Genomic DNA, 12,066 nt, shown 5'->3' on the forward strand with positions numbered 1-12,066 from the left:
ATCCGGAGATTTATCTTGATGTAAGACTTAAGTCTTAGGAAAAATATGGAGAATCATTAAAAAAAGGATATAATAAAGAGGGCTTACATTTTTAATCGGATTTTTAGAAGGAGCGTTTTTTCATGAAAAGAATGAGGAAGATATTCATTTTACTTGGTATTCTCATCGGCTATATGGCCACAATTGGAATGATTTTTACTAACATCGTAATGTTCATGAAGAAGAAAACCGATGATGAAATTCTTGAACGTGAAACGAGGGAAGGTCGTTTAACCTTGGATGAGGTCCAGTCTCTTCAAAAGGAGGACATCTCTATCCAATCGAAATTCGGATACCCGATTAAAGGCTGGCTTGTTAATGGAACGGATAAAAAAAGATTTATTATTATCTCTCACGGTGTGACTCAAAACAAATTAAATTCAATTAAATACATGAAGCTTTTCTTGGAGCGTGATTGGAATGTCCTTTTATACGATCATCGACGCCATGGAGAAACTGGTGGAAAAACAACGAGCTATGGACACTATGAAAAATACGATCTAGAATCGGTTGTTACATGGGTTAAGGAAAAATACGGGGAAAATAGTACCATTGGTATTCACGGGGAATCCATGGGGGCTGTAACGACTCTACTATACGCTGGGATGATTGAGGATGGAGCTGATTTCTATATTGTGGACTGCCCGTTTTCCGATTTTGAAGCACAATTGAAGTATCTTTTAAAGGTTGATTATAAGATTCCGGCTCCTCTTGTTCTTCCTTTTGCCAATATATTTTTAAAGCTTCGGGACGGATATAGCATCAAGGATGTTTCCCCCGTTTCTGTGATTCAAAATATTAATAATCCGGTATTGTTTATCCACAGTGCTAAAGATGATTATATTTTGCCTGAAATGACAATGGAGCTTTATAAAATGAAAGAAGGACCCAAGCAAATGTTAATTGCCGAAAAAGGAAAGCATGCATACTCCTTCGCTGATAACAAAGAAGCCTATGAAAAAGTAATTGATGATTTTTTTGCCAACTATGTAAGGGACTGATCTTTTTCAGTCCCCTAACCTAATATATCTGTTATTTCTTTTAAGTTCTCATCAATCCAAGTTAATGCGAGTTCAATCGTTTCAAATTCTTGAACCTCAAAGGTTACTTCATCCTGAAGCAGCCAAACATCCTTTTGATCATGATTCACTCCTGCAATTGACCAGTGCAAGAGACTATACGGGTGATTATCATGTAAAAAAGAGACCCATGTTTTATCTTCTGCAATATTTCGTATCGTTTTAAGCTTGGAACTCATGTACACCACTCATTTCTACTAACCGTAAACGCGGATTCAGAATCTCGTTTGGACTTTTTAACATAAAACAATTTGCTGTTTCAATAAAATCAACAGTCATATTCTCATCTAGGAACACCATTTTAGATTTTTCGACTAATAATGGTTGATAATTCGTTTCAAGGATTAGATCGTCTTCATCCCCAGAGTCTACAAGCCATAATGCGGTAACTCCGCTCATCACACAACCACAGCCCTCTGTTTCATATTTTAATTTTAACTTGTTATCTTTATTTTTTATTTGGGAGTTTAGTTTTTCAATCGCACGTTCTGAAAATGTTACATTCATTTCGTTCTCCTCTTTCTTTCATTTTATGACTATTCTAACATATCTTGTTTCCAACTACATATCATTACAATAACTCGACACTTCACCAACTATTTGAGTTTTGGTAAATGTTGAACTACTATCAATAGTAATACAATTAGATTAAGGAGGTATTCAAGAGATGTCAAAGGTTACGATTAAGGTAAATGATAATGGTTCATTAAGGATCACAGGTGACGTTGATCTAGTGGATAAGGAAGGGAATAAGTTCCCAACAAAACAAACCTTCTCATTATGCAGATGCGGTTTGTCTAAAAATAAACCTTTTTGCGACGGTTCGCATAAGGGGAATTTCGAATCAGTCGTACGCGCTCCAAAAGAATAATCCTTATTAGACCGAGTGCACTATGCGTTCGGTTTTTTCGTTTAGATTTCTAATTTATGATACAATACGGGTAAAAGCCTATCATGGAGGACGAAACATGCCTGATTGGTCGTATCATATACTATTTAAACCTATTTTATCTCGTTTTTCTCCCTATCAATCTCGGGAATTTATCCACAGAGGTATGAATCTGGTTGCCTCCATCCCAGGAGGACATCGGTTGATTCATTTTCTTGGTAGAGAGGAATCTTCTGAACTTGTAAAAATAGAAATCCAAGGTGTAAGTTATGCAAATCCAATTGGCCTTTCCGGAAAAATCGATCCGCTGTTAACTGGTTCTAGGGCCTTTTCAAATCTTGGGTTTGGTCTGATTGAAATTGGTCCAGTGACAAAAGAGCCCACAACGGACCCTAATCTACCAATCGTTGATTGGCAAAAGCAGCAAATTGTTTTTCCTGTAAGTTATGAATCTATCGGAATTGAAAAAACAGTTCAAAAGCTTGAAAAGTGGAAACCACCACAACCCGTTTTGGCAAGATTGGATGGAACGGACGAAGAACTACACTATTTAATAACGAGATTAGAACCCTATGTTGCTGCGTTTGTCACTTCTAATACGGAACTTCGTTGTTCAACAGATCGCCCTGTTTATCTATCTATCCCAGCAGATAAGATTAGAAACTTGGATCTTAATCGTGTTCAGACCTGTTTTTCTGGAATAGTAGTAGATGAACCACCAAATCTACCGAATGAAAAATATAGGAGTGAAATACTAGAATCGATCGATTATTTAAGGCAACATGGTTTCTCCCTACCTGTCATTGCAGTTGGTGGCATCCATGAACCTGCAGATGCACTTGCACTTTTCGAAGCTGGGGCTGATCTTGTTTTGCTTTCAGGAGGCTATGTCTTCTCTGGGCCTGGCCTGACAAAGCGAATTAATGAAGCTCTTACACACAAACTCCAGCCTAAGCCTCCGGTTCAACCCAGATGGATTTGGTATTGGCTATTTGGATTGTCCATCCTTATTGGTGGAATAATTGCTGTTCTTTTCAGTCTGACAACCATTATTCTCCCTTATGATGAACTGTTTCTTGGGATGCAAAGAGAAGAAATCCTCTTGTTTAATGATCGGATTCTTTATTTTATGGCACATGACCGGATGACACTCGCTGGGACAATGATTTCCGGTGGTATCGTCTATATGGCATTGGCACGTTTTGGAGTACGTAACCAAATTCTTTGGGCGAAACAGGCCATCGATTTAGCAGCCATTCTTGGGTTTTTAGGTATTTTCCTTTTTATCGGCTACGGCTATTTTGATTGGTTACATTTGATATTTTGGCTTATTTTACTTCCAATTTTTCTAATAGGCTTTATGAAAACAAGATCCCTTAAAGGGACCCCAACATCGCTTAACACCCGTAATCACCGCGTTTGGAAACATAGTATAATCGGGCAATTGGCCTTTGTCATTCTTGGTTTTTCATTCGTGTTAGGCGGTATCGTGATTTCTATTATTGGAATAACGAAGGTGTTTGTAGCAACTGACATTTTATATCTTTGTATGCCACCCGAGGTGCTTGATTTGTTTAATGATAAATTGATATCAGTGATTGCTCATGACCGTGCGGGGTTTGGAAGTGCACTACTCAGCGTTGGATTGTTAGTCCTGACGATTTCCCTTTGGGGATTTCAGCAAGGGAATAAATGGGTTTGGTGGACCTTACTCATTGGCGGACTTCCAGCCTTTTTCGCCGGAATTTGGATTCATTTTGCGATAGGATATACAACCTTTATCCATCTGCTTCCCGCTTATTTTGCTATTTGTTTGTTCTTCATTGGACTTATAATGACGTACCGATTTTTTCATATAGGCAAGGATATGTAAAAGGAGCCTCAGGGGCTCCTTTCCTATTTTTCTGGATTCCAGTCTTTTGCAATCATGCCATATACAACATGGTCTACATAGTGATCATATAGCCACTCACTTTGCCTTATTTTGCCTTCATTCACGAAGCCCAGTCTTTCCGGAATCGACCTACTTTTATGATTTTCGACCGCTGCACGGATTTCAACTCGATTTAGTTTTAAGTGGTCAAGAGCATAATCTGTCAATGCTTTTGCTACCCTTGTCATTATTCCATTTCCTTGGTATTGCTGACCAAGCCAGTAGCCGATAAAGGCTATTTTATTGGTCCAGTCGATTTCGTTGAAACTCGCTACCCCAACGATTTCATTTTTATAGACGATAACGGTATGCAGCCCTTTATTTTCTGCATAGCTTTTCCTGCATGATTCGATATATGCTTTTGTGTCCTCTACCTTCGTTGTCATATCGAGCCATGGTAGCCATTCTCGTAGGTATGCTCTGGACTGATCTGTTAATTCAAAAATTCGCTCGGCATCACTTAACTCTGTTAATTTTAAGGATAGTTCCTCGTCAATTTGGTAAACAAACATAGTTCCGCTTCCCCCCATTCTTGTACCCTATTATTCTTCTACCTCTACTCATTAATTTCCTTCAATTCTCAAGAGACAATCATATGTAAAAAACCCTATTTCAACATCTCACTTATTAATTCCCGATTCTTCTGATTAAACACTTCATTATGGGACGAAACCATAGCTGCTTCATTCGCACTCGGTTCAATAAATTTTTTCGCTTTGTTTACAGCATTTGCTGCATCTTGAAATGCACCCGCAATCAAGTTTACTTTACCTTCAAACTTAATGATATCCCCTGCTGCATATAGTCCCTCTATAGATGTTTCACATTGAGCGTTTCCGGCTATATAAAAATTTTCTAGCATTTTAATTTCAAGTTCACTGTTTTGCAATAATGATGTGTCTTGTTCAAAACCATGGTTTATCACCACATCATCAACTGATAAATAATCGGTTTCACCTGTTTCGTTGTTTGTTAATTCTACTCTCCTAATTTCATCACGGTTATTAGTCGCAATGAGTTTTGTAATAGTGGTATTGAAATAGCATTCGACTGTACTATTGTCTAGATTTGTTATTTGAGCTTCATGGCCAGAAAACTTCGATTTGCGATGAATCACATATACTTTCTTCGCAATTGGCTCCAACATGTTTGCCCAATCAATTGCCGTATTCCCACCACCTGATATAATAACAATCTTATCTTTAAAATGCTGAAGAGATTTGACCGTGTAATGAAGATTTGAGACCTCAAACCGCTCTGCACCTTGAATATCTATCTTTTGATGCTTTAAGATTCCACCCCCTACGGCAACTATCACTGTTTTCGAATAATGTTCCTTACCAGAAGCCGACTTCATTACAAACAACCCAGCTTCATTCTTGGTGATCGAAGTGATTCGTTCATTTAGCACAACGGTCGGATTGAATGTTAGACCTTGCTTAACTAACTGCTCGATTAACTTTGCGCCAGGAAGAGGAGTTAGTCCCCCTATATCCCAAATCATCTTCTCAGGATAAATATGTATTTTCCCGCCTAATAAGGGTTGAAAATCGATTATCTTTGTTTTCATTTGCCGTAATCCACTATAAAAAGCAGAGTAAAGTCCCGCTGGTCCCCCGCCAATAATTGTCACTTCATAACATTCATGTTTCCGCATTCAAAACACTCCTCATATATATTTCTATAAAATTCATAACAAATTATTTATTGTCAAAAACCTAGTTGACAATGATTCTCAATAGAATTATAGTATCATTATAACTGATAATGATAATGATTATCAATATCAGTTTTCAAATCTTACAACTGGAGGAATATCATGGTTCGGCTTTTTACAAAGGATCTACATATTGGCTATGGCGACCGGTTAATCGTTAAGGACTTAAGTATTGAAATTCCTGATCAAAAGATTACAACGATTATTGGTTCAAATGGCTGCGGAAAATCTACTCTGTTAAAAGCGATGTCACGTGTAATCCCACATCAATCTGGTTCGATTATTTTGGATGGAGAAAGTATCTCAAGGGAAAATACGAAAAAACTTGCAAAAAAGCTAGCCATACTCCCTCAAAGTCCTGAAAGCGCTAGTGGCTTGACAGTAGGAGAAATCGTTTCTTACGGACGTTTTCCCTATCAAAAAGGATTTGGCCGTCTAACAAATAAGGACATTGAAGTAATAAACTGGGCGCTCGACGTTACGGGGACATCCTTTTTTAAATATCACCCTGTCGATTCACTTTCTGGCGGACAACGTCAACGTGTATGGATTGCAATGGCATTAGCTCAAGAAACGGAAATGATTTTTCTAGATGAACCTACAACTTACCTTGATATGGCGCATCAACTTGAGATATTAGAGCTCCTACATAAGCTTAACCAAGAACAGAAGCGGACGATCGTAATGGTTCTACATGATTTAAATCATGCAGCACGTTTTGCTGATTACATAATTGCCCTCAAACATGGTCAAATCGTAAAGGCTGGTAGTTCTGAAGATGTGATTACGAACGAAGTCCTAAGAGAAGTGTTTCATATTGATGCTCTCATTGGGAAAGATCCACGAACAAATAAACCTATGTGTCTAACTTATCATTTATTAAAAGGAGAAAAATCAAATGAAGAAACTATTAATCCCCTTTCTACTAATCTTGTTACTATTTAGTCTAGCTGCTTGCGGTGGCAGCACCAGTGAATCAACCGGTACCTCAAAAGAAGAAAGTTCTTCTGATACAATTACATACCAATCTGAGAATGGACCTGTTGAAGTGCCCGCAAATCCAAAACGTGTGGTTGTGCTTTCTACCTTTGCAGGAAATGTTTTGGCATTGGATGTACCAGTCGTAGGTGTCGATTCTTGGTCTAAAGGAAATCCTCGTTATAAATTAGACGGTGTCGAGGAAGTAACTGATGAAAACCTAGAGAAAATCATTGAACTAGAGCCGGACCTAATCATCGGTCTCTCTACAATGAAAAACGTGGATAAATTAAAAGAATTTGCTCCTGTTGTAACGTTTACTTATGGAAAATTGGATTATCTGTCTCAACAGTTAGAAATCGGTAAGTTGGTAAACAAAGAAGCTGAGGCACAAAAATGGATTGATGACTTTAAAAAACGTGCCAAAGAGGCTGGAGAAAAAATAAAGGCTAAAATTGGTAAAGATGCTACAGTTACAGTCATTGAAAATTTCGATAAGGAACTTTATGTCTTCGGTGATAACTGGGCACGCGGTACAGAGATTTTATATCAAGAAATGAAATTGAACATGCCAGAAAAGGTAAAAGAAATGGCACTAGAAGCAGGTTACTATTCATTATCCTTAGAGGTGCTTCCAGAGTTTGTTGGAGATTATCTAATTGTGAGTAAAGCAGAAGATACAGAAACTTCCTTTATGGATTCAGAAACGTATAAAAATATTCCTGCTGTTAAAAACAACCAAGCTTATGTAGCAAATGCAAAGGAATTTTACTTTAATGATCCAATTACACTTGAATATCAACTAGAATTTTTCATTGATTCATTTCTTGGCAACTAAGTATATATGGGGGAGTTCTTCTAACAAGAATTCCTCTTCTTTTATTCTAAAAAGGAAAAGATGAGATACTATGACAAAATACACAAATTCAGTTCCGTTTATTCTGAAACTTACCTTGGGCATTCTGCTCTTCATCATCGTGTTCATTATTTCATTGGTATTTGGTGCTGCTGAGACGACTTTGAAAGAAGTATGGCTAGCTCTTTCAACTAACGTAAAGACCGACACCATCACCATGATTCGCGAAATCCGTGTTCCTAGAGAAATAGCAGCCGTATTTGTTGGAGCCGGTCTTTCGGTAGCAGGCGCTATTATGCAAGGTGTAACGAGGAATCCTCTGGCAGACCCTAGCATACTTGGATTAACGGCTGGTGCTAATGCAGCTCTTGCTTTAACCATTGCTTTGGTTCCTACTGCCAACTATTTTACTATTATGCTCGCCTGTTTTATTGGAGCTGGCATTGGAACCATTTTGGTCATAAGTATTAGCTCAGCCAAAAAAGGAGGATTTTCCCCCCTTCGAATTGTGTTAGCTGGGGCTGCTGTATCTGCTTTTCTTTATGCAGTTGCCGATGGGATTGCACTATATTTTAATATTTCTAAAGACGTTTCAATGTGGAGTGCTGGTGGTATTATTGGAACCACTTGGGCTCAGCTTCAAGTCATCATTCCTTTCATCATAATTGGCATTTTGGTTTCTCTGTTTCTCTCAAGGCAGCTGACGATACTTAGTCTAAATGAGGAAATTGCGATAGGGTTAGGTCAAAAAATTTTACTGATTAAGGTTTTATTATTCGTAATCGTTATCATGCTAGCAGGTGCATCGGTTGCACTCGTTGGAAATCTTACCTTTCTTGGTTTGATGATTCCCCATTTTGTAAGAGCCATTGTTGGAACAGATTATCGCTATATTCTTCCGATGTCAGCTGTTGCTGGTGCTACCTTTATGGTATTTGCAGATACGCTTGGACGAAATTTAAATGCTCCCTTTGAAACACCAGTGCCTGCGATTGTAGCCATATTGGGGCTTCCTTTCTTCCTATTCATTGTCCATAAAGGAGGGAAGACTTTTTCATGATCCATCCAAGTTTACGTAACAAACATCGCTTTTTACTCATTGGAATCTTTATAATGATCATCATAACAACTATCGTTAGTATGGGACTGGGCTACTCCTCCTTGTCTTATAATAGGTTAATTCCTACACTTTTAGGAGAAGGGACTTTTAAAGAAGAATTTGTGTTATTCTCTGTACGTTTACCACGTATTATTATCACACTTCTTGCCGGAATGGCACTCGCTCTATCCGGGGCTATCTTACAAGGAGTTACACGAAATGATCTCGCAGATCCTGGAATCATTGGGATTAATTCTGGGGCAGGTGTAGCCATTTCAGTCTTCTTTTTGTATGTTCCGATTGATGCCGGATCATTTATTTATTTGCTTCCTGTTGTAGCGTTTATCGGTGCCTTCATAACAGCATGCTTAATTTATCTATTTTCATATAGCAAAAGTGAAGGCCTCCAACCAGTAAGACTAATCTTAATAGGTGTTGGGTTTTCAATGGCTTTATCAGGCACAATGGTCCTACTCATTTCCTCCTCTGAGCGTGAAAAAGTAGACTTTATTGCCAGATGGTTAGCGGGGAATATATGGGGGACAGACTGGCCATTTATACTGGCACTCCTACCTTGGTTGCTTGTGCTGATCCCCTTTACTCTTTTTAAAGCGAATCGCTTGAATATCCTTAATTTAAGTGAGGCAACCGCAATTGGGCTAGGTATCTCCATTGAAAAAGAAAGGCTGCTTTTACTAGTAACAGCAGTTGCATTAGCCGCTGCCGCTGTTTCTGTTACTGGTGGCATTGCCTTTATTGGTTTAATGGCTCCACATATCGCAAAAACATTAGTAGGAGCACGTCATCAGCTTTTTATCCCACTTGCTGTGCTCATTGGTGGGTGGCTATTATTATTTGCTGATACAATCGGGCGCAATATTGTGGAACCAGAAGGTATTGCCGCTGGAATTATGACTGCTCTTATAGGAGCACCTTATTTTATTTATCTTTTGCTGAAGAAAGCGTGATTTTTAAATCACGCTTTTTTTAAAAAAGGATTAATCGGAAAAACGCAAATCGACTAACATGTTTGCTGGGATATAATGAACTTCTCCAAATTTATCGATGACATGCAGTTTGTTTTGTAGAGCATCATAATGATGGATAGTGCCGAGAAGGAGTTTGTGGTGTTTCGCTTCATAATGCGTGATCACGAGTTCTCTCCCCTCCTCCATTGCCTCACAAAGAATACCATTCATCTCTTCAACTTGCTGTTCATCGAGTTCTGGTTTTAGCTCATACGTGTCTTCTTCCGTCCAATCTCTTAGTATTTTTACATGCTCTGGCAGCATCATTGCTGTCCATTTTATGGATCCGCGATCCCGTATCATTGCTAATTACCTTCTTTCTTACGTCTAGCTCCAGCACCTAGCCCCTCGAGGTCGCTTCACCCCTCCTGCGGCGGTAACAGCCTCCTCGTCGGGGTTCCAGCGCTTGTCGGACTTGCACAGGATGTGCTGACATCGACGTTTGCCACAGGACGTGGCGGTTTTTAGTCGATGTTCCTCTTTCTGGTGCTTGCGCTTTTGGTTTCTATTCCGCCTTATGTCCACCGACTAGCTTACTACGGTGTCTTGATGTTCCGGCATTTGTGTAGGATACTGCACGCAGGATTGCATCGGAACCGTATTTCCCACGAATACCATCCATCACATAACCAAGCTTATGCTGCTTGACTCGGTTGAGATAAAACAAATCCAATTGCATTTGTGTGTCATCTTCAATATTAGAAAGTGCAATTGAGATTTTACGGACTGTCTTCTGTGCATAAAATTTCTCAAATAACTCAAGACAAACGCGGTACATCTCCATTGTGATATTTGTCGGAGTATCAATGGTTTTCGAACGATAAAATCCTCCGCCAAACTCATCACGGCTATAATGAATACCGAGGCTAATTGTTCTCCCTGCTTTTTTATGTCTTCGTGCACGCCTCGCTACCTCTTCGCACATTTCAAGAATGACATGTTTGACTTCTTCCGGATCTGGATAATCACGCATAAGAATTTGACTTTTCCCAAAACTGATCTGTCCCTGTATAATGGGTGCACCAATTTCTGATAAATCCACACCCCAAGCATGGTAATACAGCTGATTTCCCATGACTCCGAATTTTTTCTCAAGTAGTTCAAGTGGATAATGGGCAAGCTGCCCAACCGTTGTAATCCCCATCCCATTTAAGGTTCGCTCAACTCTACCCCCAATCCCCCACATTTCTCTTAGCGGCGAGACTGTCCATAGTTTTTCTGGGATATCATCATAGGTCCATTCTGCAATTCCCTTTTTCTTGGCCTCTAAATCTAAGCAGAGCTTTGACATCAACATATTAGGACCAATACCAATGGCACAAGCAAGCCCATATTCGGCCTCGATTTCCTGCTTGATTTTACGTGCAATCGTTGTTGCGTCTCCCCATAATTTTTCAGTCCCATCAATCTTTATAAAGCTTTCATCTACGCTATACACATGGATCGCACTTTTAGGTACATACCGGTTAAAAAGTCTCGTAATTTCCGTTGAAATTCGTAAATACATGGCCATTTTTGGATTTACAATTTTAATTCGTGGATCCTTAGGGATTTCAAAAAGTCTTGATCCTGTTTTGATCCCAAATTCCTTCTTTAGCTTTGGTGAAGCAGCAAGCACAATACTTCCCTGGCGCTCCGTATCTCCAACAACGGCTAAATAACACTCGAGGGGATCAAGACCTAATAAAACTGCAGCACAGCTTGCATAGAAGCTTTTTATATCCACGCACAAAATCTTTTGAACGGGCAACTGGCTGTAATCCACCATTTAACATCATCTCCAAAAAGAATATATGTTCGTATTGTATTCTTAATAATAGGAGAATATACGTTCGATTTCAATGGAAATTTTAAGAAGAATTTAAAATGGTGTTTACATCGAATACAGAAGAACATAAAAAAACCAACACGCTTAGAGTAGCGAATTGGTTTTTTTGTCTTATATGGTCAATCGAAACGCTTTGACGATAATCCCATCATTTGCAGGCTCAAAATCATATTGTGGTAATCGCTCGAAGCCGTGCTTTGTATATAGCCGAATCGCCTGTTTCATGAATTCACCGGTATGTAATCCAATATACTGGTGCTTTTTCGCTTTGGAACGATTTATGCATTCATCAATCAAAGCTGAAGCTACACCCTTTCCACGAGCCTCAGGATTTACTGCTAGCATTCGAATTTCAGGATAATCCAACTCCTCTAACTGACCTTCGTATGCGTCTGTTTTAGCAGGAAACAAGACTACACTCCCGACAATTTTTTCATTAAGCTCACATACAATAAGCTCAGAACCGTAAAGGCGGTCAGCCTCAGAAGAAATTGCCTGCTTAAGAGCTCGCCAATGAGCAGCTGGAATTGCCTTGGAATGCTCACGATAAGCGGCAACTCGTTGCTCTCGAATGGAATCCAATTCATCGAGTTTAGCATCACGAATTTTCATGTTCCATT

The 12,066-nt window shown here is 39.1% G+C and carries 14 protein-coding genes; 7 read left to right on the forward strand and 7 right to left on the reverse strand.

Going from position 1 to position 12,066, the window contains the following annotated elements; all coding sequences use genetic code 11:
* The first annotated feature begins 131 nt into the window (after positions 1-131).
* Positions 132-1,040, forward strand: coding sequence for an alpha/beta hydrolase (locus CKK03_RS00110; RefSeq protein WP_142353989.1), 909 nt, complete (start codon positions 132-134; stop codon positions 1,038-1,040).
* A gap of 14 nt (positions 1,041-1,054) precedes the next feature.
* Here CKK03_RS00110 and CKK03_RS00115 read toward each other — a convergent pair whose 3' ends face one another.
* Both CKK03_RS00115 and CKK03_RS00120 read right to left on the reverse strand, forming a co-directional pair.
* Positions 1,055-1,297, reverse strand: a complete 243-nt coding sequence (locus CKK03_RS00115) for a DUF2552 family protein (protein ID WP_099360615.1) — start codon at positions 1,295-1,297, stop codon at positions 1,055-1,057.
* Positions 1,281-1,625, reverse strand: a complete 345-nt coding sequence (locus tag CKK03_RS00120) for an iron-sulfur cluster biosynthesis family protein (RefSeq protein ID WP_099351786.1) — start codon at positions 1,623-1,625, stop codon at positions 1,281-1,283. The genes CKK03_RS00115 and CKK03_RS00120 overlap by 17 nt, the downstream gene beginning before the upstream one ends.
* Before the next feature lie 160 nt (positions 1,626-1,785).
* Between CKK03_RS00120 and CKK03_RS00125 the strand changes: the two genes are divergently transcribed.
* On the forward strand, positions 1,786-1,989 hold the full coding sequence (locus CKK03_RS00125; RefSeq protein ID WP_099360616.1) for a CDGSH iron-sulfur domain-containing protein: 204 nt from the start codon (positions 1,786-1,788) through the stop codon (positions 1,987-1,989).
* A 97-nt stretch (positions 1,990-2,086) separates the two neighbouring features.
* Positions 2,087-3,880, forward strand: a complete 1,794-nt coding sequence (locus CKK03_RS00130) for a dihydroorotate dehydrogenase (protein ID WP_099360617.1) — start codon at positions 2,087-2,089, stop codon at positions 3,878-3,880.
* Between the two features lie 23 nt (positions 3,881-3,903).
* Here CKK03_RS00130 and CKK03_RS00135 read toward each other — a convergent pair whose 3' ends face one another.
* Both CKK03_RS00135 and CKK03_RS00140 read right to left on the reverse strand, forming a co-directional pair.
* A complete protein-coding gene (locus tag CKK03_RS00135) occupies positions 3,904-4,452 on the reverse strand; it encodes a GNAT family N-acetyltransferase (RefSeq protein WP_099360618.1) in 549 nt (182 codons plus the stop codon).
* A gap of 95 nt (positions 4,453-4,547) precedes the next feature.
* The gene (locus CKK03_RS00140) at positions 4,548-5,597 is read right to left on the reverse strand and encodes an NAD(P)/FAD-dependent oxidoreductase (RefSeq protein WP_099360619.1); all 1,050 of its coding nucleotides are present in this window, start codon (positions 5,595-5,597) and stop codon (positions 4,548-4,550) included.
* Between the two features lie 162 nt (positions 5,598-5,759).
* Between CKK03_RS00140 and CKK03_RS00145 the strand changes: the two genes are divergently transcribed.
* The 4 genes from CKK03_RS00145 (at position 5,760) to CKK03_RS00160 (ending at position 9,558) form a co-directional block, all read left to right on the forward strand.
* A complete protein-coding gene (locus CKK03_RS00145) occupies positions 5,760-6,602 on the forward strand; it encodes an ABC transporter ATP-binding protein (RefSeq protein ID WP_099360620.1) in 843 nt (280 codons plus the stop codon).
* Entirely contained in the window at positions 6,556-7,473 is a 918-nt protein-coding gene (locus tag CKK03_RS00150) for an iron-hydroxamate ABC transporter substrate-binding protein (RefSeq protein ID WP_099360621.1), read from the forward strand. Before CKK03_RS00145 ends, CKK03_RS00150 begins: the two co-directional genes overlap by 47 nt.
* Positions 7,474-7,543: 70 nt before the next feature.
* Positions 7,544-8,551, forward strand: a complete 1,008-nt coding sequence (locus CKK03_RS00155; protein ID WP_099360622.1) for a FecCD family ABC transporter permease — start codon at positions 7,544-7,546, stop codon at positions 8,549-8,551.
* Positions 8,548-9,558, forward strand: a complete 1,011-nt coding sequence (locus CKK03_RS00160) for a FecCD family ABC transporter permease (protein WP_099360623.1) — start codon at positions 8,548-8,550, stop codon at positions 9,556-9,558. Before CKK03_RS00155 ends, CKK03_RS00160 begins: the two co-directional genes overlap by 4 nt.
* A gap of 30 nt (positions 9,559-9,588) precedes the next feature.
* Here CKK03_RS00160 and CKK03_RS00165 read toward each other — a convergent pair whose 3' ends face one another.
* The 3 genes from CKK03_RS00165 to CKK03_RS00175 all read right to left on the reverse strand — a co-directional run bounded on the left by CKK03_RS00165 (position 9,589) and on the right by CKK03_RS00175 (position 12,058).
* Positions 9,589-9,921: a YolD-like family protein gene (locus CKK03_RS00165; RefSeq protein ID WP_099360624.1), complete on the reverse strand. Its 333-nt coding sequence runs from the start codon at positions 9,919-9,921 to the stop codon at positions 9,589-9,591.
* Positions 9,922-10,123: 202 nt separating this feature from the next.
* Complete coding sequence (locus tag CKK03_RS00170; protein ID WP_099360625.1) at positions 10,124-11,386, reverse strand: Y-family DNA polymerase; 1,263 nt, start codon at positions 11,384-11,386, stop codon at positions 10,124-10,126.
* Positions 11,387-11,557: 171 nt separating this feature from the next.
* Complete coding sequence (locus tag CKK03_RS00175; RefSeq protein ID WP_099360626.1) at positions 11,558-12,058, reverse strand: GNAT family N-acetyltransferase; 501 nt, start codon at positions 12,056-12,058, stop codon at positions 11,558-11,560.
* Positions 12,059-12,066: the final 8 nt, after the last annotated feature.

It is taken from the genome of Fredinandcohnia onubensis (assembly GCF_002734215.1).
GTDB classification, from domain to species: domain Bacteria; phylum Bacillota; class Bacilli; order Bacillales; family Bacillaceae_L; genus Ferdinandcohnia; species Ferdinandcohnia onubensis.